The 19,656-nt window shown below is 73.2% G+C and carries 15 protein-coding genes, 1 pseudogene and 1 riboswitch; of the genes and pseudogenes, 9 read left to right on the plus strand and 7 right to left on the minus strand.

Features of this window, described 5'->3' with window-relative positions:
* Nucleotides 1-246: 246 nt before the first annotated feature.
* Nucleotides 247-456 (plus strand): annotated as a pseudogene (locus ACFYTE_RS04925) (sensor histidine kinase); the annotation flags it as partial.
* 453 nt (nucleotides 457-909) lie between these two features.
* On the opposite strand, the gene ACFYTE_RS04930 reads toward ACFYTE_RS04925, so the two are convergent.
* From ACFYTE_RS04930 to ACFYTE_RS04940, 3 genes are all read right to left on the minus strand, one after another.
* Nucleotides 910-2,274 carry an FAD-dependent oxidoreductase gene (locus ACFYTE_RS04930; protein ID WP_388704944.1) on the minus strand — a complete coding sequence of 455 codons (1,365 nt, stop codon included), beginning with the start codon at nucleotides 2,272-2,274 and terminating at the stop codon, nucleotides 910-912.
* Between the two features lie 149 nt (nucleotides 2,275-2,423).
* Nucleotides 2,424-3,770 carry an NlpC/P60 family protein gene (locus ACFYTE_RS04935; RefSeq protein WP_388704947.1) on the minus strand — a complete coding sequence of 449 codons (1,347 nt, stop codon included), beginning with the start codon at nucleotides 3,768-3,770 and terminating at the stop codon, nucleotides 2,424-2,426.
* 9 nt (nucleotides 3,771-3,779) lie between these two features.
* Nucleotides 3,780-3,934, minus strand: a riboswitch (cyclic di-AMP (ydaO/yuaA leader).
* A gap of 146 nt (nucleotides 3,935-4,080) precedes the next feature.
* Complete coding sequence (locus ACFYTE_RS04940) at nucleotides 4,081-5,313, minus strand: PP2C family protein-serine/threonine phosphatase (RefSeq protein WP_388704950.1); 1,233 nt, start codon at nucleotides 5,311-5,313, stop codon at nucleotides 4,081-4,083.
* Between the two features lie 345 nt (nucleotides 5,314-5,658).
* Between ACFYTE_RS04940 and ACFYTE_RS04945 the strand changes: the two genes are divergently transcribed.
* Together ACFYTE_RS04945 and ACFYTE_RS04950 are read left to right on the plus strand one after the other, a co-directional pair.
* On the plus strand, nucleotides 5,659-7,614 hold the full coding sequence (locus ACFYTE_RS04945; RefSeq protein ID WP_388705185.1) for a DUF1996 domain-containing protein: 1,956 nt from the start codon (nucleotides 5,659-5,661) through the stop codon (nucleotides 7,612-7,614).
* 115 nt (nucleotides 7,615-7,729) lie between these two features.
* A complete protein-coding gene (locus ACFYTE_RS04950; RefSeq protein ID WP_388704952.1) occupies nucleotides 7,730-8,182 on the plus strand; it encodes a flavodoxin family protein in 453 nt (150 codons plus the stop codon).
* 38 nt (nucleotides 8,183-8,220) lie between these two features.
* Here the strand turns inward: ACFYTE_RS04950 and ACFYTE_RS04955 are convergent, their stop codons facing one another.
* On the minus strand, nucleotides 8,221-8,658 hold the full coding sequence (locus ACFYTE_RS04955; RefSeq protein ID WP_388704955.1) for a VOC family protein: 438 nt from the start codon (nucleotides 8,656-8,658) through the stop codon (nucleotides 8,221-8,223).
* A 177-nt stretch (nucleotides 8,659-8,835) separates the two neighbouring features.
* On the opposite strand from ACFYTE_RS04955, the gene ACFYTE_RS04960 reads away from it, so the two are divergent.
* From ACFYTE_RS04960 to ACFYTE_RS04970, 3 genes are all read left to right on the plus strand, one after another.
* A complete protein-coding gene (locus ACFYTE_RS04960) occupies nucleotides 8,836-9,903 on the plus strand; it encodes a hypothetical protein (RefSeq protein WP_388704957.1) in 1,068 nt (355 codons plus the stop codon).
* Nucleotides 9,904-10,010: 107 nt separating this feature from the next.
* A complete protein-coding gene (locus ACFYTE_RS04965; protein ID WP_388704960.1) occupies nucleotides 10,011-10,649 on the plus strand; it encodes a class F sortase in 639 nt (212 codons plus the stop codon).
* Between the two features lie 74 nt (nucleotides 10,650-10,723).
* Nucleotides 10,724-11,191 carry an SRPBCC domain-containing protein gene (locus ACFYTE_RS04970; protein WP_388704963.1) on the plus strand — a complete coding sequence of 156 codons (468 nt, stop codon included), beginning with the start codon at nucleotides 10,724-10,726 and terminating at the stop codon, nucleotides 11,189-11,191.
* Between the two features lie 28 nt (nucleotides 11,192-11,219).
* Here the strand turns inward: ACFYTE_RS04970 and ACFYTE_RS04975 are convergent, their stop codons facing one another.
* Together ACFYTE_RS04975 and ACFYTE_RS04980 are read right to left on the minus strand one after the other, a co-directional pair.
* The gene (locus ACFYTE_RS04975) at nucleotides 11,220-12,362 is read right to left on the minus strand and encodes a glycoside hydrolase family 19 protein (protein WP_388704966.1); all 1,143 of its coding nucleotides are present in this window, start codon (nucleotides 12,360-12,362) and stop codon (nucleotides 11,220-11,222) included.
* Nucleotides 12,363-12,785: 423 nt separating this feature from the next.
* Entirely contained in the window at nucleotides 12,786-14,240 is a 1,455-nt protein-coding gene (locus tag ACFYTE_RS04980) for a glyceraldehyde-3-phosphate dehydrogenase (RefSeq protein ID WP_388704969.1), read from the minus strand.
* Between the two features lie 583 nt (nucleotides 14,241-14,823).
* Here ACFYTE_RS04980 and ACFYTE_RS04985 point away from each other — a divergent pair.
* From ACFYTE_RS04985 to ACFYTE_RS04995, 3 genes are all read left to right on the plus strand, one after another.
* A complete protein-coding gene (locus ACFYTE_RS04985; protein WP_388704972.1) occupies nucleotides 14,824-17,469 on the plus strand; it encodes a LuxR C-terminal-related transcriptional regulator in 2,646 nt (881 codons plus the stop codon).
* A gap of 115 nt (nucleotides 17,470-17,584) precedes the next feature.
* Complete coding sequence (locus ACFYTE_RS04990; RefSeq protein ID WP_388704975.1) at nucleotides 17,585-17,782, plus strand: hypothetical protein; 198 nt, start codon at nucleotides 17,585-17,587, stop codon at nucleotides 17,780-17,782.
* A gap of 180 nt (nucleotides 17,783-17,962) precedes the next feature.
* Nucleotides 17,963-18,586 (plus strand): HdeD family acid-resistance protein, encoded by a 624-nt coding sequence (locus tag ACFYTE_RS04995; protein WP_388705187.1) that lies wholly within the window; start codon nucleotides 17,963-17,965, stop codon nucleotides 18,584-18,586.
* On the opposite strand, the gene ACFYTE_RS05000 is transcribed toward ACFYTE_RS04995, so the two are convergent.
* Nucleotides 18,578-19,585 carry a polyphosphate kinase 2 family protein gene (locus ACFYTE_RS05000; RefSeq protein WP_388704978.1) on the minus strand — a complete coding sequence of 336 codons (1,008 nt, stop codon included), beginning with the start codon at nucleotides 19,583-19,585 and terminating at the stop codon, nucleotides 18,578-18,580. The genes ACFYTE_RS04995 and ACFYTE_RS05000 overlap by 9 nt on opposite strands.
* Between the last annotated feature and the right edge of the window lie 71 nt (nucleotides 19,586-19,656).

The following is a 19,656-nucleotide window of genomic DNA, read 5'->3' on the forward strand; positions in this document are numbered from 1 at the left end:
CGGGGCGTGTTCGCGTGGCGCCGGTTCCGCCCCGGCCCGCGCGCACGGGGAGCGCGCGGCGCGTCCGGGAGCGCCCGGCGCACCCGGGGTGTGCGCGGCGCACCGCTCACGGCCCTGGTTCACCCATGCCGGTGAGCCCTCGCGGCCCACGACAATGGGGTGCCGAACGGGGCCCGCCCGCCCATCCGCTCAGGGGGCGGGCCCCGTTCACGCCCGGCGCGGGCCGGCCGCGGTTCCGGGGCCGCGTGGGCCTGCGGGGTGATGGCGGCGGCGATGGCACTGGTCGCGGTGTCCGTATGGGACGCGCTGTTCCTGCTGCTGAGCACGGCGACGGCCGCCGTGGCGCTCGGCCTGATGGTGCGGATCCGGCGGGCCCAGCTGGCCGGGCTGCGGGATCGGGCGGCCCGGCTGGAGATCGAGCGCGACCAGCGCAGCCGGCTCGCGGCCGCGGGCGACACGGTGGAGCGGACGGCAAAGCCGGCCCTGAAGGTCATCCGCGACGAGTCGGCGCGGCCCGTGGCCCCGCGGGCGGCCGAGGATCCGAACCGGTACCGCCTCGGCGGCCACGACCCGTACGCCGGGGCCGACCACGCCCGGCTGCCGCTGCCCGGCGAGCCGCGCCCGGAGGCGGCCCTCCACCGCCTCGTCGGCGAACGCTTCGCCCCCGGGGCCCGCGCCGCCGACGGCCCTTCGCGGCCGGCGCGATCCAGGGGGCGCACCCCACCGGGCCGTGGGGCGCGCCAGCCGGTCCGGCGCCGGTCGGTCCAGCGCCCGTGGGTCCAGGGCGTGGGTTCGGTGCCCGTGGGTCCGGGGCGTGGGTCCGGCGCCCGCGGGTCCGGGGCGTGGGTCCGGTGCCCGTGGGTTCGGCGGGTCGTCGACGAGCGCCGGGCCCACGGACGCCTTCGTTGCCTACGCCCCGCTCTCCCGGAGCATGTCCTCGCGCTCGACGATCTTCACGCGCTCGCGGCCCTCGCTCTCGCCCAGCGCCTTCTCGGCGGCGTCCAGTCGGTACCAGCCGCCCCAGGTGGTGAAACGGATGTTCCGGTCGGCGAGGAACGCGTCCACGGCCTGCGGCGCGGGTGACTCGGGCGTGTGCAGACGGCCGTTCGCGTGGTCGTCCAGGAGGTGGGACACCGTCTCGTTCGCGTCGCCCTTGGTGTGGCCGATCAGACCCACGGGACCGCGCCGGATCCAGCCGGTGACATAAGTGGACTGAAGGTGGGCGCCGCTCTCCTCGATGACCCGGCCGCCCTCGTCCGGGACGGTGCCCGAATCCAGGTCCCACGGCAGCTTGGGCAGCTTCTCGGACAGATAGCCGACGGCCCGGTAGACGGCCGTGACATCCCAGTCCTTGAAGGTCCCGGTGCCCTTCACGTTGCCGGTGCCGTCGAGGGCGGTGCGTTCGGTGCGCAGGCCGACGACCTTGCCGTCCGCGCCGAGGATCTCCGCGGGCGACTCGAAGAGGTGCAGGAACAGCTTGTGCGGCCGGTCGCCGACGTCGCGGATCGCCCAGTTCTCCAGCGTCTTGGCGACCATGTCGGCCTGCTTGTTTCCGCGCCGGGTCTCGATCGAGCCCGCGTCGTAGTCGATGTCCTCGGGGTCGACGATGACCTCGATGTTCGGGGAGTGGTCCAGCTCGCGCAGCTCCATCGGGCTGAACTTCGCCTGGGCCGGTCCGCGGCGGCCGAAGACGTGGATCTCCCGGGCCCTGTTGGCCTTCAGGCCGTCGTACACGTTCGGCGGGATCTCCGTCGGCAGCAGTTCGTCCGCCGTCTTGGCCAGGACGCGGGCCACGTCGAGCGCGACGTTGCCGACGCCGAGCACGGCCACCTTCTCGGCCTCCAGCGGCCAGGTGCGCGGCACGTCCGGGTGGCCGTCGTACCAGGAGACGAAGTCGGCGGCGCCGTACGAGCCGTCCAGGTCGATGCCGGGGATGCGCAGGTCCCGGTCGGCCATCGCGCCGGTCGAGAAGATCACGGCGTCGTAGAACGCGCGCAGGTCGTCGAGGCTGATGTCGCGCGGGTAGTCGACGTTCCCGAACAGCCGGATCTGCGGCTTGTCGAGCACCTGGTGCAGGGCTGTGACGATGCCCTTGATGCGGGGGTGGTCGGGAGCGACGCCGTACCGGATCAGGCCGAAGGGTGCGGGCATCCGTTCGAAGAGGTCGATGGAGACGCCGGGTTCGGCCGCCACCTCGGATTTCAGCAGGGCGTCGGCGGCGTAGATCCCGGCGGGGCCGGCTCCGACGATGGCTACCCGCAGGGGGCGCGGCATGATCAGGTTCCCTTCGAGTGACAACGGGCGACTCGAACGGGAAGCCTAAACTAAGGCACACCTAAGTTAGTACGCGGGTCGGCCCTATGACCCCATAAACCGGCCTTATGCCCCGCCGGGTCGGCCCTCTGGAGCGGCCGCTCACGGGGTCAGGCCGGCCGTATCACCCGGTGGATCGCCGACTCGCCGGCGCCGTAGATGGACTCCTCGCGGACGGCCGAGCCCGGGCCGGGGGCGTGCACCATCATGCCGTCGCCGACGTAGAGGCCGACGTGGCCGTCGTTGTCGAAGAAGAAGACGAGGTCGCCGCCGCGGATGCCGGTGAGTGCGACCGGGGTGCCCGCGAGGGCCTGCTCCTGCGCCGAGCGCGGCAGGGACACCCCGGCGGCCTTCCACGCGGCCTGGGTGAGGCCGGCGTAGTCGTACGAGTCGGGCCCGGTCGCACCCCAGACACACGGCCGGCCGATCTGCGCCCGGGCGAAGGCCACGGCCTGGGTTGCCCGGCCCCCGGCCCCCACGGGAGCGAAGGAATCCGTGACGGTCGGCGTGCCGGCGGCGAAGGACTCCGTGCCGACGGGGGAGCCGGTGCCGGAAGAGCCGGAGGGCACGGCTGCTTCAGGCCGGGGCTCGGACGCCGCCACCGCCACTGCTCCCGGCCGCGGCTCGATCGCCGCCGCCACCGCTACAGCTTCCGGCTGGGGCTCGAACGCCACCACCGCCACCGCTTCAGGCCGGGGCTCGGACGCCGCCGCTGCTTCAGGCCGAGGCTCGATCGCCGTCACCGCCTCCGGTTGCCGCACAGCGTGCCGGGTCAGCATCTCGCGTGCCGCGGCGAGCTTGCGGCGGTTGCTCTCCTTGGAATCGGCCGGTGAGGGCCTGTGCCGCCCGATAGCGGGCGCGGGCAGCGCCGACGCGTTCGGCGCCTCGGGTTGTCGCTGCCGCGCGGGCACGGCGGGCAGCGCGGCGACGGGCCCCGCGGCCGGCTCGGGACCGGAACGAGCGGCAGTCTCCGGGAGCGAGCGGCCGGTGGGCTCGGGTGCCGGGCCGCCGGTCAGTGCCGGTGCCGAGCCGGCCGGCAGTGCCGGGAGCGGGCCGCCGGGCAGTGCCGGTGCCGGGCCGCCGGTCAGTTCCGCGACGGTGCGACGGGTGGGTCCCGGGGGCAGTTCGGGCACGGGGCGGCCCGCGGCCTCCGGCCCGCCGTCCGACGGGGGAGGGCCGGGGCGGTCTCCGACCGGCCGCTCGGGCATCCGGTCGGCCGGGAGCACGGCCGGAACGGTCGGACCGAGCTTCGCGCGCGCCACGTCGAACCACTGCCGGGCGACCTCGTCGAGGGCGGGATCGCCGCGCCCGCCCGGCCGCTTGCGCAGCGGGACACCGCGCGTCCGTGTTCTGGCGGTCATCGCACGCGTCGCGTTGTAGTTCCCGGTGGCGTTCTCGGCCTGGTCGTAGAGGCTGTCGATCCGTTGCCGGACCTCGTCGCGGCTCTCCGGCGCCATGGGCGACGCGCTCCTTCCGTGCTCCGCCTGCCGAGTCAGCCGTCGGGTTCGGGCGTACGGTTCCGGAAGGCGTGCCCTACGGCCCCTGCCCGCAGGGCAGTCGGGCCGATTCACCCCATCGTCGGTCGGGTCCCCGGCTCCGGTCGGCTCGGCGGCCACCGGACTCGGCGGCGGCCGCGCGGCCCGACGGGGTTCGCCGGGTGGACCGGGCGGCCTGGGCGTCAACCTAGCCAACATGTGTCCCTCGTGTGAAGGTTGGAGCGCGGAATGCCCGATACGCGGGTGTGAGATCCGTCCCCGGACCCGGTCGTCACAGCCTGACGACGATGAGCGCGGTGTCGTCGGTGGCGCCCTCGGGCGGCAGCAACTCCCGCAGCACGACGTCGGCGAGAACCTCCGGTTCGGCGGTGCGATGGCGGCCGAGGGAGTCGGCGAGGCGGGCCAGACCGGCGTCGATGTCCTCGTGCCGCCGCTCGACCAGTCCGTCGGTGTACAGGACCAGCGACGCGCCGAGGCCGAACGTGGTCAGGGCCTCCCGGCGCGGCCGGGGATCGGGCTGGGCGTCGAGCGGGTGATCGGTCGCCCGGTCGAGGAACTCCACACGGCCGTCGGCGTGGACGAGCGCCGGCGGCGGGTGGCCCGCGCTGCTGTAGGCGATGGTGCGCGCGTCGAAGTCGATGAACGTCGTCACCGCCGTGGCCGATTCGGCGCCGTCGACCACATGGGCGTAGCGCCCCAGGACGTCCAGGGCCTGGGCGGGGCCCACGGCGACGCGTGAGGCGGCGCTCAGGGCGCTGCGCAACTGCCCCATGACACCGGCCGCTTCCAGGCCGTGCCCGACCACGTCGCCGACCGACACGCCGATGCGGTCGCCGTCGACCAGGTCGACGAGGTCGTACCAGTCTCCGCACACGTTCAGCGCGCCGACGGCGGGCTGGTACCGCACGGCGGCCCGGTGGCAGCCGATCTGCCGTGGGGCGGGCAGCATCGCCTTCTGCAGCGCGAGCGCCACCTCGCGCTCGCGCGCATGCGCCTGACGCAACCGCTCGTTGACGTCCTGGAGTGTGCAGGCGCGCCGGTACAGCTCGGACTCCAGCACCTCGCCCCGGCCGGCAGCGGTCTCGCGCCGCACCCGTACGAGTTCGGTGGCCTCCTCGATCCGGTGCACCAACAGGGCGACCCTGCCGTCCCGGTCCAGCACCGGAGCGTTGACCGGGCTCCAGTACCGGCTGTCCCAGTGGCCGGGCCGGTCGGGGTGCTGGAGGTCGTAGCGTTGCGGGGCCATCGCGTCCCGCTCACCGGTGGCCAGCACCCGCAGCAGGGACGCCTCCAGGCTGCGCATGCCGGTCGCGGCGGGTTCGTTCGGGTTGTCCGGGAAAACCTCGGACAGGTGCCGTCCCACCACGTCCTCCCGCTTGCGGCCGGAGGCGCGCAGAAACTCCTCACTGGCGTCCGTGTACACGAGGTCGGGTGTCAGCAGGGCGACCATGCCGGGCAGCGCGTGGAACACAGCCGCGTAGTCGATGTCATCCGCGTCCTTCATGCCCCTGCCGTCCGTCGGATACCGTCCAGTCGAGCGACGTTTTCACACCATTTTCTCATGAAGTATGACCCATGACCCTCGAACGCGGGGGAACTGTCGCGGTCCGGGACGAGACGCGCACATGGCGTGACCGGCGCCGAGTCTTGTGGGGGTGCTGCCGCATTGCGTTCTGTATGAGGTGTCCATGAATCTGTGGGGCGGTTGAACACATGGCTGCCCGCATCCGTATGGGGCGGGGGATTTCCATGCCGAGACGACCTGAGACGCAGGGGTACTTCCGTGGGACGCAACACGCGCAGACGGCCGACGGGCGCACGGCGCGCGACCTTCGCAGCGGTCGCACTGATGCTGGGTGGAGGTGGGCTGATAGCGGCGAACGTCTACGCGTCGGCCACCGAAGGCGGGGGTCAGGAGCCGAGCGGGAGCGGCCCGCTGTCGGCCGCGGGCGCGGCCACGATCGACTGCCCCGACGTCGGTACGCGCCTGACCAGCGTGCCGGACGCCGCCCGGGGTGAGGTCGACCGCGAACTGGCCCTGCTGGACGAGCAGATCGCGGCCGCCTACCGGCAACTCCAGCAGGCGCCGCAGGACCGGCGCCAGGACCCCGGGTTCGCCGGCGGCGCCATCATGGACCCGCTCAAGGAGAAGCGGGCGGCGACCATCGGCCGGATCGCCGACGCGATCGACCGGGCGGGGGAGGGCCCGCAGGGGCTGGACGAACTGGCCGAGTGCACCCTGCGCCCGGCCGATGACCGGTCCGGCGACGGCACGGACGGCGGCCGGGACGAGGGCGGTGCCGCACAGCAGCAGGACGGCGCCGGTCAGGAGCAGGGCGGTGCCGGTCAGGACCAGGCCGGCGGTGCGCCGGGCCAGGGCAGCGGCCAAGGCGGCAACGGGCCGGTCGCCTCGGACTACCAGGACATCACCACGGTCCAGCCCGGCCCGCAGAGTCAGCCACCGGCCGCCGACGCCTCCCGGGGCAGCTTCACCAGCGACTGCGGCGTCAACGCGGACGGCCTGTTCAACTCCGACAACGTGATCGTGGCCCCGGGTGTCTCCAACGGCGCCCACCACTTCCACGACTACATCGGCAACCAGGCCAACAACGCGTTCGCCGGCGATGACGACCTGGCGGGCGCGGACACCAGCTGCGTGGACAAGGGCGACAAGTCCTCGTACTACTGGCCGGTGCTGCGCCTGCAGAACGGCACCCGGGAGCGGGATGCCGACGCGCCCGGCGGCGGCACCGAGGGCAACGCCGGTCAGATCGTCACCCCCAAGCAGGTCACCCTCACCTATGGGGGCAACCCGCGCGAGAAGGTCACGGCCATGCCGCGGCTGCTGCGGATCATCACCGGAGACGCGAAAGCGTTCGTCAACGGGCCCGCGAACGCCAACGCCTCCTGGAGCTGCACCGGGTTCGAGGACCGGCAGCTGAAGGACAAGTACCCGCTGTGCCCGGCCGGCAGCGACGTCGTGCGCACCTTCGCGTTCCAGAGCTGCTGGGACGGCCGCAACACCGACAGCGCCAACCACCGCACCCACGTGGCCTTCACCACCGCCGACGGCGGCTGCCCCGCGGGGTTCCGGGCGATTCCGCAGCTGGTGCAGCGCATCGTCTACGACGTCGACGCGCCGAGCCTGACCGACGGCGGGCGAACGGTCCCGCTGTTCGCCGTGGACTCCTTCCCCGAGCAGCTGCACAAGCCCGTCACGGACCACGGAGACTTCATCAACGTCTTCGACGAGGATCTGATGCGGGAGATGACGGACTGCATCAACAGCGGCAGGACGTGCGGCGCCGGCGCCGCCCCCGCGCCGAGCGAAGAGCCCGAGCCCGGTGAGCCGCCGGCGTCGAGCGCCGCCCCCACGGACGGCACCGGCACGAAGCCGGAACCCGGTAAGAGCGCCGACGAGCGGCCCACCGCACCCCCGGCCGACACCCCGGCCACCGAGCCGGCCGACACCCCGGTCACCGAGCCGGCCGACACCGGAGCGCCCACCGTCTCCGGCACCACGGCACCCCGGGTCTACGCCACGGCCTCGCCCGAGCGGACCGAGCCGGCCGCGGCACCGGGCGGCGCGGACGCCGGCGACGGCACCGGAACCACGGCGCCCGCACCGGCCGGGACGTCGGTCGCCCCGCAGGCCGGCGATCCCACCGCGACCGGGCAGCCGGCGCCGCAGGCGGTCCAGGGCGGCCTCGCGGACACCGGCGCGCAGCTGTGGCCGGGCGCGCTCGGCGCGGCGCTGGTGATCGCGGGCTTCGTGGTCCTGCGCCGGGCGGGACACCGCGCCTGACATGCTCGCCCGGCCTCGGCCGTGCCCTCCCGGATCAGGCGCCCGGCCGGCGCGTCGAGCGCCGCGCCGGGCGCCGTTTTGCGCGCGGGAGTCCCGCCACGGCAGGGTGCGGGGTGTGGCTACCTTGCTGATCGTGCATCACACCCCGTCGCCGCACTGCCAGGCGATGTTCGAGGCCGTCGTGGCGGGCGCGACGACCCCCGAGATCGAAGGCGTACGGGTGGTGCGGCGGGCCGCGCTGTCCGCGACCGCGAGCGATGTGCTGGCCGCGGACGGCTATCTGCTCGGCACCCCGGCGAACCTCGGCTATCTGTCCGGCGCCCTCAAGCACTTCTTCGACCAAATCTACTACCCCTGCCTGGACGAGACCCGCGGCCGGCCCTTCGGCTACTACGTGCACGGCGGGAACGACGTCACCGGGGCGGTGCGCGGGATCGAGTCGATCACCACCGGTCTCGGCTGGCGCCGCGCGGCCGAGCCCGTGACCGTGACGGGCGAGCCCGCCAAGGGTGACATCGAGGCGTGCTGGGAGCTGGGCGCGACCGTCGCCGCGGGGCTCGCGGGCTGAGCGGAACCGGTCGCGCCGGGCGGCGCGTCACGAGCGGGTCAGTAGACCGGTTGGCCGATGCTGAGCATGTTCCCCTCGCTGTCGCGGAACCAGGCCCCGCGGTCGCCCCGCGCGCCCGTGCCCCGGTAGTGCCCCTGGACCTCGGCGATCCCGTCCCGCGTCCGGCCGCCGCCGTACACCGCGGGCAGCTCGAACTCCTCGAACACCACTCCGCGTCGCCGCAGTTCCGATACGGCCGTCTCGATGTCGTCGACCTGCCAGGACATCTGGGTGAATGTTCCGGGCGAGGTGCCGGCCGACCGGAACAGCTGGAATTCCCCGGATGCGCACCGGTAGAGCAGGCCGCCGGGCCGTTCGTCGACCGGCTCCAGGCCGAGCTTTTCGGAGTAGAAGCGCCGCGCGCGTTCCAGGTCCTGCGCGGGGAGCCGGGTCGCGACCCGGCCCTGGGCCAGAGGGTTCGTGTCCTGTGGGGGCATACCGGCACTGTGCCCCGGATCGGGGCGCAGTGGGCCGGGTGGAGTGCGACGGTAACCCGGCTGGGCGGCCCGGATGGTGCGAGCGGAGTGTGTGCTTGACGGTGGTTCATGTCGGAGCCCGGGTGATCTCAGCTGATGCGGTATCGGCTGCCCGCGCCACGGCGAAAGGATTCCCTGATGAGTTCTGCTCGCATGATCCTGGCCACGGCGGTCGCCTCGGCCGCCATCGCGATCACCGCACCCGTCGCCCATGCCTCGGGCGGCGACGAAGGAGGCCGCGGTGATTCTTCGTACAACAAGGAGAACGGCAACGACAGCAGGCGCGACGAACCGCGTGGCGGATTGCACACGGGCGGTGGCGCCCTCACCGCGCTGCCGGGTCGCGGTGACGAGGACCGGGGTGAGGACCGGGGTGAGAACAAGGGTGAGGACCGGGGTGAGGACCGAGGCGGTGAGCCGCGTGGTGGAGTGCACGCCGGTGGTGGCGCCCTCACCTCGGTGGACGCACGTGGTGACGGCCAGGAGGACCGGCCGCGCGGCGGTGTGCACACGGGAGGCGGTGCGCTCACCGCGCTGCCGGCTCGTGGTGACGAGGACCGGGGTGAGAACAAGGGCGAGGACCGGGGTGAGGACAGGGGTGGTGAGCCGCGTGGTGGAGTGCACACCGGTGGTGGCGCGCTCAGCGCGCTGCCGGGTCGCGATGACGACAACAGGCGCGACGAGCCGCGCGGTGGCGTGCACACGGGGGGCGGTGCGCTCACCGCGCTGACGGCTCGTGGTGACGAGCACCGGGGTGAGAACAAGGGTGAGGACCGGGGTGAGGACAGGGGTGGTGAGCCGCGTGGTGGAGTGCACACCGGTGGCGGCGCCCTCGCGGCGGCGAAGGCTCATGGCGACCGGGGCGGTGAGCCGCGGGGCGGCGTGCACACGGGCGGTGGCGCGCTCACCGCGGCCGTGAACGACAGCTGGAACGCGGACAGCGGCGACACCAGCAGGTTCGACCCCGAGACCTACAGGGACAACTCCGGCAAGGGCAACGACAAGGAGAAGGGCGCGGACGGCGAACGCAACAAGGACTCGTGGAGCGGGGGCGACCGGGAGGACCGGCCCAGGGGCGGCGTGCACACCGGTGGCGGCGCACTGGCCACGTCGGGTGTCACCGCCGGCGGCCTGGCCGTCGTGGCCTTCCTCGGCGCCTGCCTCTACGCGCTGCGCCGCAAGCACGCCGACGGGTCGGTGTTCTGACCCGCAATGGCGACCCACGGGCCGCGGCCGCCGAGCGCTCGTGCCGGCGGCCGGCAGCCCGCATGCCGTGACCGCTGTGCTGCCGTGCCCTAGTGAGGTGGTGTCCGATGGCAGCTCCCGACTCGTCCCCGACCCCCGCCGAGCAGGGATCGCAATCCTCCGGGCGCCTGGTGGTGTGGGGTGTCGCGATCGTCCTTCTGGCCGCCGGCCTGATCGGTGGAAAGACACACCACAAGGCCGAACCGGTACAGGCCGGGGGCGCCACGTCCGTCGCCCGGCCGACCGGAAAACATCTGCCCCGTGCCCGGCCGACGCGGCTGCTCATCCCGAAGATCGATGTCGACGCCCCGTTCACCGATCTCTCCCTGAACGCGTCGGGGCAGTTGCAGCCGCCGCCCGCCGATGACGTGAACCTCGTCGGCTGGTACACCAAGGGCGCCTCCCCCGGAGAGACCGGCACCGCGATCGTCGCCGGACACGTGGACACCAAGACGTCCGCCGCCGTCTTCGCCGGACTGGAGGAACTGGCCACCGGCGACCGGTTCACGGTGCGGCGCGCCGACGGGAAGGACGCCGTCTTCGTCGTCGACAGCGCCGAGACGTTCGAGAAGGACGCCTTCCCGAGCCGCCGCGTCTACGCCGACACGCCCCGCGCCGAGGCCCGCCTGATCACCTGCGCCGGGGACTACGACCACGCGGCCGAGGACTATACGGAGAACCTGGTGGTCTTCGCCCACCTCGTCTGACGCCCGGGATCCGGCCCCGCGGCCCGGCGCACGTCCGGGCCGCGGTTGTCGGTGGGGCGCAGTACGGTGACGGCATGTATGCCACCCGAGTCTCCCGGCGCGTGCGGGCGCCCCGTGCCGCCGTCTACCGGGCGCTGCTCGATCCGGCCGCGGTCGCCCTGTGGCGGGTGCCCGACGGCATGGCCGCCGTCGTGCACTCCTTCGACGCCCGCGAGGACGGTGCGTTCCGGGTGTCCCTCAGCTATGACGACCCGCACGGCACGGGAAAGTCCGGCCCGCACACGGACACGTATCACGGTCGCTTCACCCGGCTCGTGCCGGACGAACTGATCGTGGAAACCATCGAGTTCGAGACGGACGAGGAGGCGCTGCGCGGCCCGATGACGCTGACGACCTCACTCACCGAGGAGGACGGCGTCACAGAGGTCGTCATGTTCCACAAGGGCATCCCGGACGTCGTCCCCCGCGAGGACAACGAACTCGGCACCCGGATGGCCCTCGACAAGCTCGTCCGTCTCGTCGAGGGCCGAGAGCGCCGCTGACGTCCCGCCCGGGTGGGGGAGCGGCGGCTCAGCAGTAGAGGTTGGCGCCGGGTGTGACGCCGAGGATCTGGGTGAAGCGCTGGTAGGCGTCGACGCGGCTTTGGACCTGGGCGGGGTTGCGGCCGTCGCATTCGAGGGAGCCGTTGATGGAGCGGATGGTCTGGCCGAAGCCGGCGCCGCCCACCATGGCGTTGTGCGGGGTCATGGTGCCGGGTCCTGACTGGGTGTTCCAGTACCACAGGCCGGTCTTCCAGGCGACGGAGGCGTTGTTCTCGACCTGCCAGGGGTTGTTCAGCAGGTCGATGCCGAGGGCGTCGCCCGCGGCCTTGTAGTTGAAGTTCCAGCTGAGCTGGATCGGGCCGCGGCCGTAGTAGGCGGCCTGGCCTGCGGGGCAGCCGTAGGGCTGGTTCCAGTCGCAGTAGTGGGGGTAGTTGGCGGTGTTCTGCTCGACGATGTGGACGAGGCCGCCGGTCTCGTGGTTGACGTTGGCGAGGAAGGCCGCGGCCTCCTGCTTCTTGACGGTGTCGCCACCGGTGGTGGCGAAGCCGGGGTAGGCGCCGAGCGCGGCGGTCAGCCCGCTGTAGGTGTAGAACGGGTTCCGGCTCGGGAACATCTGGTTGAACTGCGCCTCGCTGACCACGAATCCGGACGGATTGCCGCCCCCGCCGCTCGCCGGCGCGTTCCACTTCTGGTTGGCGCCGCCCGAGCAGCTCCAGATCTGCAGCCGGGTCCCGTTGGCGCTGTTGTTGTGCCGTACGTCCAGACACTTGTCGGCGGCCGGGTTGACGATGTCGTGGGCGGCGGTGACCACCCACTGCTGGTTGGCGCCGCCCGAGCAGTCCCACAACTGCACCGCGGCGCCGTCGGCGGTGCCGCGGTCGACGACGTCGAGGCACTTGCCGAGCGCCCGCAGGGTTCCATCGCCCGGGTTGGACCAGCGCTGGGCGTCGGTGCCGTTGCAGTCGTAGAGCTGTACGGCGGTGCCGTTGGCGCTGTCGGCGCCGGCCACGTCGACGCACTTTCCGGCGAGCCCGGTGATCTGGCCGTCGGCGGCTTGGGCGGGAGTCGTGGCGAACAACGTGGCGAGGAGGGCGGCGAGGAGAGCGCCGACCAGGGTGCGAGCGGGGGCGATGCGTCTGCCGGACGGACGGCCGGCGTGGGGGGTGGCCATGGTGGACGTGGCTCCTTGACGGTGGGGAGGCGGAGTGCGGACACACCGGCGGGCCGTCGGGCGGCGCCGCCGAGCGGCTCGGGCACGGGGCACGGCCGGGGCGGGCGAGGGCGTGACGAGCGGAACCGTGCGGCCGGGCGGACCGGACCGAGAAGGGGTGCTGCGCAGTCTTCTGACCGGGCTAGGTCTAGACCATGGCAGGCGGTGGTGGAGCCGTCAACCACCCTGCGCGCACCGGCACTTCGGCCTCGGCCGTGCCCGGTGCGGCACGGTGGGCGCCGTCGACGCGTGCGCCGGATCGGTCCGCGGCGCCGCGGTGCGGCCGGCCGGTGGCCGAAACGCGTGATGCCGTCGACCGGTGTCGGTCGACGGCATCACGGGGCGTGCGTACGGTCGCGGGCGGCTCGCGCGGCCGCCGCCGGGTCAGACCGCCGGGGCCGGGTAGGTGGGGTACTCCACGCCGGAGACGTGCTGGACGACCCGGACGACCTGGCAGGAGTAGCCGAACTCGTTGTCGTACCAGAGGTAGAGGATCGCGTTGTCGCCCTCCACCTTGGTGGCGCCGGCGTCGACGATCGAGGCGTGACGTGAACCGATGAAGTCGCTCGACACCGCGTCGGGCGCGTTGATGAAGTCGATCTGGCGCTTGAGCGGTGAGGTCAGGGACACGTTCCGGAGGTGGTCGAGCACCTGCTCGCGGGTGGTCCGCCGGGCGAGTTGCAGATTGAGGATCGCGATCGAGACGTCCGGCACCGGCACCCGGATCGAGCTGCCCGTGATGCCGGCCTTGAGGTCGGGCAGCGCCTTGGCGACCGCGGAGGCCGCACCGGTCTCGGTGATGACCATGTTGAGCGGCGCCGAGCGGCCACGGCGCTCGGACTTGTGGTAATTGTCCAGCAGATTCTGGTCGTTGGTGAACGAGTGGACGGTCTCCACGTGTCCCCGCAGCACCCCGTACTCGTCGTCCATGGCCTTCAGTGGCGGAACGATCGCATTGGTGGTGCAGGACGCGCAGGACAGGATCCGCTCGTCCGGCTTGATCGCGTCGTGGTTGACGCCGTGCACGATGTTGGGGACGTCACCCTTGCCCGGCGCGGTGAGGACGACCTTGTCGATGCCGGGGCGCAGATGCTGCGACAGGCCCGCGCGGTCACGCCACCTGCCGGTGTTGTCGATGAGGATGGCGTCCTTGATGCCGTACGCCGTGTAGTCCACGGACGCGGGGTCGTCGGCGTGGATCACCTTGATCTCGTTGCCGTTGGCGATGATCGTGCCGTTCGCCTCGTCGACCGTGATCGTGCCCTGGAACTGGCCGTGGATGGAGTCGCGGCGCAGCAGCGAGGCGCGCTTGACGATGTCCTCGGCCGCCCGGCCGGCGTCCCCGCGCACGACGATGGCGCGCAGCCGCAGGCCGTTGCCGGACCCCGCCTTCTCGATGAGCAGGCGGGCGACGAGCCGGCCGATGCGGCCGAAGCCGTAGAGGACGACGTCGCGGCCCTCGCGGCGCTCCAGCTTGTCGTCGCCCGTGGCGCCGGCGACGGCCTCGGCGGTGAAGTCCGCGACGGACAGGCCCCGCCCGTCGGTGCGGTACGTCGCGGCGAGCATCCCGATGTCGATCTGGGACGGGCCGAGGTCCAGCGCGGTCAGCGCGCGCAGGAACGGCATGGTCTCGGTGACCGACAGTTCCTCGCCGGCGATCTGCCGGGCGAACCGATGGGTCTTGAGGATGCTGACCACCGACTTGTTCACCAGGGAGCGGCTGTGGAGCAGGACGGTGACGTCGCGCTCCCGGTGCAGCTTCCCGATGAGCGGGATCATCGACTCCGCGATTTCCTCGCGGTTCTTCCAGTTGGTGAACGAGTCCTCGGTGACAGTCACAGATCTATCTTTCGAGCTAGGCGGCGCTCATATGGTAACCACCTCTCGATGCGATCTTTCCCCGGGTGGTGAAACGAGGGATGGACGGCGGCGATTGGCGAGATTTGCCCCTGTCTGTGCAGTGGCGCGCCGGCGGCTCGCGGGGTCGCCGGACCGGACCGAGCTTCGTCGCCCTTCCGGCCCGGTACCGGCTCAAGGGCGCGACGCAGGTCTCGCTCGCCGACCTCGCCGAGGACGCCCGGCTCCTGACCCCGGACGACGGCACGCCCCGAAGGGGCGCGGGGCTGTGTCAACGTGCGGCTTCGCCGCGTGGGCGCGACCGGCCACAACGCGGCCGCGCCCGGCCCGCCGTGGGACGTTCCACCGGTGTGTGCCGTTGCCCGTGTTCAGCGGTTCACGGTTCGCATGCCTGCCTCGTCGTAGCGGTCGCCGGCGGCCTCGGGGAGTTCCGCGTCGATGCGGCCCGAGCCGTCGTATATCGAACATCCGACCGGATCGGTCGGCGTGCACATGCCCGGCGCGGCTGACACACTGACCGGAAGGACCGTCGGCCACGACCTGACGGACGGTGGTGGTGAGCGCCATGGCCAGTCCGCACCGGGACCGCACCGCACCGGATCCGTGCGTCGACCCCCGCGGCGAACCCTTCCTCGGCACCCGCTTCGCCGCCCCCGGGCGGCCCCCCACCTTCCTGCGCCGCGCGCGCCTCCTCGACCACCTCGACCAGGGCCTCGGCACCCCGCTGACGCTGGTCGACGGACCGGCCGGGGCGGGCAAGACGCTCCTGGTCGCCGACTGGGCCGCGCACCTGGACCGGCCGGTGGCCTGGCTCACCGCCGACCCGGCGGACCGGGCCCCCGGACTGTTCTGGGCCTATCTGCTCCAGGCCCTGCGGGCCGCGGGCCTTGGGCCGTCGCCCGGCATCGGCTCCCCGGCGCACCCCGCAAGCGTCGACCGGGCCCTGCTGGCGCGGCTCGCGGCCGACCTGAGCGGCCGCGCCGACCCCGCGATCGTCGTCGTCGACGAGTTCGAGCGGGTGCCCACCGCGGACCTCGCCGAACAACTGGAGTTCGTGCTGCACCACGCGGCGGCCGGACTGCGGCTGATCCTCGTCACCCGCAGCGAACCGCTGCTCCCGCTGCACCGCCACCGGACGGCCGGCACCATCACCGAGATCCGCGGCGCGGAACTGGCGTTCACCACCGAGGAGGCGGCCACCCTGCTGGCGTCCCACGGCCTGCGGCTCACCGAGGACGCCGCGCACGCCCTGGTCCGCCGCACCCGGGGCTGGGCCGCCGGACTGCGCCTGTGCGCCCTGGCCGCGCGGCAGAGCACCGACCCGGAGCGCTGCCTCAAGGAGTTCGAGGCCGGACACAGCATCGTCGCCGACTATCTGCTCGCCGAAGTGCTCGGCCGGCAGCCCGCCGGGACGCAGGACCTGCTGCTGCGCGTGAGCGTCGTGGAGCGGTTCCGGCCGGGGCTCGCCGACGCGCTGACCGGACGGTGCGACGCCGAGCGGATCCTGGCCCGGCTGTGCCGGGAGAACGCCTTCATCGAGCCCCTCGGACAGACGTGGTACCGACTGCACCCGCTGTTCGCGGAGATCCTGCGGGCCCATCTGCGGGTGCGGCACCCCGGCCTGGAGACCGTGCTGCACCGCAGGGCCGCACGCTGGCTGAGCCGGTCCGGATCGCTCACGGAGACGCTCGCCCACGGCTGCGCCGCCGGAGACTGGGAGTTCGCCGCCCGCGCACTCGTCGACGACCTCGCGATCGGCCGGCTGTTCACCGGCCGCTGTCCCGACGACCTGGTGTCGCCGTTCGCCCGCATGACCGCAGGCACCGACAGCCCCGCCCAGGAACTCGTCCTGGCGGCCCGTGCGTTGGCCGGCCGCGACCTGGGCCATGGGCTGGCCCGGCTGCGCCACGCCGCGGAACTCCTCGACGGCGAGGGCACGGACCAGGTGCCCGACCGGCTCGGCTGCGCCCTCCTGGAGGCGTTCGCCGCACGCCTGACGGGCTCGCCCGGCCGGGCCGAACGTGCTGCCGCACTCGCCCGGGACCTGAGCCGGTCCGTGCCGGCCGAACGCCTGGACCGGCATCCCGAACTGCTCGCCCTGCTGCTGGCGCACGTCGGCTCGGTGCGGCTGTGGGCCGGGCACGTCGAGGAGGCGCGCGCCGCGCTCGCCGAGGCGGTCACCCGTCCGGGCGGCGCCGCCACCGCACTGCCCCGCCAGGACGCCCTCGGCCATCTCGCGCTGATCGACTGGCTGGCCGGCCGGACGGCCGGGGCGGAGCAGAGGGCGCTCGCCGCGCTGCGGGAGGCCGACCGGTACGGCCTGCCCGTGCCCGCCCGCTCCGGCGTCGGCAGGCTCGTCCTGGCCGCCGTGGCCGTCGAACGCGACGAACTGGACGCCGCCGAGGCCCTGCTCGACCAGGTCGCGACGGACGGCGACGGCACCGCGGACCCCGTCGTGGCGGCGGGCCGGGCCCTTGCCACGGCCCGGCTGCTGCTGGCCCGGGGCGATCCGGGGGCCGCCGTCGCCGCCTGCGCGGACCGCGTCACGGCCGTGGTCGCCTCCCCCTGGGCCGAGGACCACGCCGCGCTGATCGCCTCCGCCGCCCGGCTGGCCGACGGCGATCCGCACGCGGCGGCGGCCGCACTCGAACCCGTCGCCCGTCGCCTGCCCGACTGCGCCGTGGCGGCCGCACGGGCCCGGCTCGCGGCGGGCGACACCCGTGCGGCCCTCGGCCTGCTCGACGCGCTGCCGGCCGCGGGTCCGGTCGGCCCCGCGCTGACCGTGCGGGCCGCCCTCGTGCGCGCCGAGGCCGCCGACCTGGCCGGGGACGTCCCCGCCGCACGCCGCCTGGTCGCCCGGGCGCTGCGCGAGGCGTACCGCGAGCGGCTGCGCCGGCCGTTCCGTGAAGCCGGTCCGTGGCTGCGGCCCCTGCTCGCCACCGCCCCGGCCCACGACTGGCTCGCCCCGGGCGGCGGGGGCGCCCGCGGCGAGCCCGACCGGCGGCCCGCCCCGGTCGTCGAGGAGCTGAGCCCGCGCGAGCGCGATGTGCTGCGCCGGCTCGCACAGCTCATGTCCACCGAGGAGATCGCGGCGGACCTGTACGTGTCCGTCAACACGGTCAAGACCCACCTCAAGAGCGCCTACCGCAAGCTCTCGGTCAACCGGCGAGCGGACGCGGTGCGCCGGGCCCGCGCGCTGCGCCTGCTGTGAGGCGCCGCGGCGGTATCACCTGTGCCGGGTGAGGCCGTGGCTCCCCGCGGGGCGGACGATCGCGGGGAAGGGCACGGTTCGCCTGCGTACACGCCACCCGCGGGGAGAACAGCTCATGCGGTACGAGATCCGCATCGACGGGCATCTGTCCAAGACGCTCGCCGAGGCCTTTCCCGAACTCGACCACGTCCTCGTGTCCGACCAGACCCTGCTGTACGGGCCGGTGGTGGACGAGGCGCACCTGTACGGGCTGCTGGCCCGGTGCCAGTCGCTGGGTCTGTGCGTCCTGGAGATGCGCCGGCTGCCGGAATGACGCGCCGTGCCGTCGGGGACCCGCCCCGAACGCACGACCAGGTGAGGAGGAGCCATGACCGAACCCCCTCGACCGAAACCCCGAGCCACCCCCGGACCACACTTCGGCGCCCCAGGGCCGGACCCCGGCGCCCCAGGGCCGGACCCCTCCGCCCCAGGGCCGGGCCCTTCCGCCCCCGGGCTGGACCCCTCCGCCTCGGGGCCGGGCCCCTCTGCACCCGGGCCGGGCCCCTCCGCGTCGGGTCAGGATCGGGATGTCGCGGAGGTGTTGGCCGCCCTCGGGGCGTCCTGGTTGTGGGCCCTGGGCTCGGCCCTGGTCACCCTGCTGGCCGGCATCCTGATCCTGGTCTGGCCGAACGAGACCTTGCAGGTGCTGGCCGTCATCATCGGCCTCTATCTGCTGCTGGGCGGGGTGTTCCGGCTGGTCACCGCCTTCGCCGGGCAGGGGCACGGCGAACGGACCACCGGGGTGCTGGTCGCCCTGCTGTTCGTCCTGGCCGGTGTGCTGTGCCTGCGCCACCCGTTGCAGACGATCGCCGCGCTGTCGCTGATCGTCGGGGCGACCTGGCTGGTGTCCGGCATGCTCACGCTGTACACGGCCGTCTCCTTCAAGGCACTGCCGCACCGTGGAGTCCTCTTCGCCGCGGGCGTGCTGGGTGTCGCCGCGGGCATCGTGGTGCTCGCGCTGCCCGCCGCCTCCGCGGTGGTCCTGACCCGGCTGCTCGGACTGTGGCTGGTCCTGCTCGGGCTGATGGAGCTGACGACGGCCTTCGCGCTGCGATCCGCCCTGCGCAGGCTACGCTGACCCGCCGCCCGTCCTCCCGGACTTCCTGCCCTTGCGCGCCTTCCCGCCGTTTCCGGACCGGCCGGCCTTCCCCGCGTACGGGTCGGGCTCCGCCCCTTCGGGCGCCTGCTGCTCCAACTCCCGCCGGACCTCGGCGAGTTCACGCTCAGTCGCCGCGCTGACCTCCGGGTACTGCGGGTCGATGTCCCCCAGGGTGCGCACCAGTACGGCCGCCGCGCAGGCGCGCGCGAACCACTTGTGGTCGGCCGGGATCACATACCAGGGAGCCCACAGCGTGCTGGTGGCGGACAGCATCTGCGAGAACGCCTCCTGGTAGTCGTCCCAGTGGGCGCGCTCACGGACGTCCGCCGGCGAGAACTTCCAGTTGCGCTCGGGTACGTCGATGCGCTTGAGGAAACGGATCCGCTGCTCTTCCCTGGACAGGTTGAGGAACAGTTTTACGATCCTGAAGCCGTTGTCCGTCAGATGGCGCTCCCAGTCGTTGATCTCCCGGTAGCGCCGCTCCCAGACGTCCGGGCCCCGGGCCTCGGCGGGCAGCTTCTGCCGGGTCAGGTTCTCCGGATGCACCCGCACCACCAGGACCTCTTCGTAGTGGGACCGGTTGAAGATGCCGATCTCGCCGCGTGCGGGCAGCCGGCGGACATAGCGCCACAGATAGTCGTGGTCCAGTTCCTCCGCCGAGGGCACCTTGAACCCGGCCACGTGGACGCCCTGCGGATTGAGTCCGCTCATCACGTGCCGGATCGTGCCGTCCTTGCCTCCCGCGTCCAGCCCCTGGAGGCAGACCAGCACGCCGAAGGTGTCCTGGGCGGCCAGCCGTCTTTGGTAGTCGGCGAGCAGATCGACTCCGGCGCGCAGCAACTCGACGCCGTCCTGCTTCTTGCGCAGGCCCGCCCGGTAGCCGGGGTCGAAGTCGTCCTTCAGACGTACCGTCGAGCCGGGTTCGACCCGCAGCGGCTCGATGAAGTCCGTGAGCCGTCGGACCCTGTCATCCGCCATGGCCCGTTCGTCCCTTCCACGCCGTGCACCGCCCCGCATCGCCGCATCCCCGGTACCGGTACCCGGGTACC

The organism is Streptomyces sp. NPDC004629, from assembly GCF_042873595.1.
GTDB lineage: Bacteria > Actinomycetota > Actinomycetes > Streptomycetales > Streptomycetaceae > Streptomyces.

What these genes read in the sequence shown, in the direction of transcription:
- ACFYTE_RS04930 (WP_388704944.1), bottom strand. Translation starts at nt 2,274, where the DNA reads ATGCCGCGCCCCCTGCGGGTAGCCATCGTCGGAGCCGGCCCCGCCGGG.
- ACFYTE_RS04935 (WP_388704947.1), bottom strand. Translation starts at nt 3,770, where the DNA reads ATGGCGCCGGAGAGCCGCGACGAGGTCCGGCAACGGATCGACAGCCTC.
- ACFYTE_RS04940 (WP_388704950.1), bottom strand. Translation starts at nt 5,313, where the DNA reads ATGAAGGACGCGGATGACATCGACTACGCGGCTGTGTTCCACGCGCTG.
- ACFYTE_RS04945 (WP_388705185.1), top strand. Translation starts at nt 5,659, where the DNA reads ATGCTGGGTGGAGGTGGGCTGATAGCGGCGAACGTCTACGCGTCGGCC.
- ACFYTE_RS04955 (WP_388704955.1), bottom strand. Translation starts at nt 8,658, where the DNA reads ATGCCCCCACAGGACACGAACCCTCTGGCCCAGGGCCGGGTCGCGACC.
- ACFYTE_RS04960 (WP_388704957.1), top strand. Translation starts at nt 8,836, where the DNA reads ATGAGTTCTGCTCGCATGATCCTGGCCACGGCGGTCGCCTCGGCCGCC.
- ACFYTE_RS04965 (WP_388704960.1), top strand. Translation starts at nt 10,011, where the DNA reads ATGGCAGCTCCCGACTCGTCCCCGACCCCCGCCGAGCAGGGATCGCAA.
- ACFYTE_RS04970 (WP_388704963.1), top strand. Translation starts at nt 10,724, where the DNA reads ATGTATGCCACCCGAGTCTCCCGGCGCGTGCGGGCGCCCCGTGCCGCC.
- ACFYTE_RS04975 (WP_388704966.1), bottom strand. Translation starts at nt 12,362, where the DNA reads ATGGCCACCCCCCACGCCGGCCGTCCGTCCGGCAGACGCATCGCCCCC.
- ACFYTE_RS04985 (WP_388704972.1), top strand. Translation starts at nt 14,824, where the DNA reads ATGGCCAGTCCGCACCGGGACCGCACCGCACCGGATCCGTGCGTCGAC.
- ACFYTE_RS04990 (WP_388704975.1), top strand. Translation starts at nt 17,585, where the DNA reads ATGCGGTACGAGATCCGCATCGACGGGCATCTGTCCAAGACGCTCGCC.
- ACFYTE_RS05000 (WP_388704978.1), bottom strand. Translation starts at nt 19,585, where the DNA reads ATGGCGGATGACAGGGTCCGACGGCTCACGGACTTCATCGAGCCGCTG.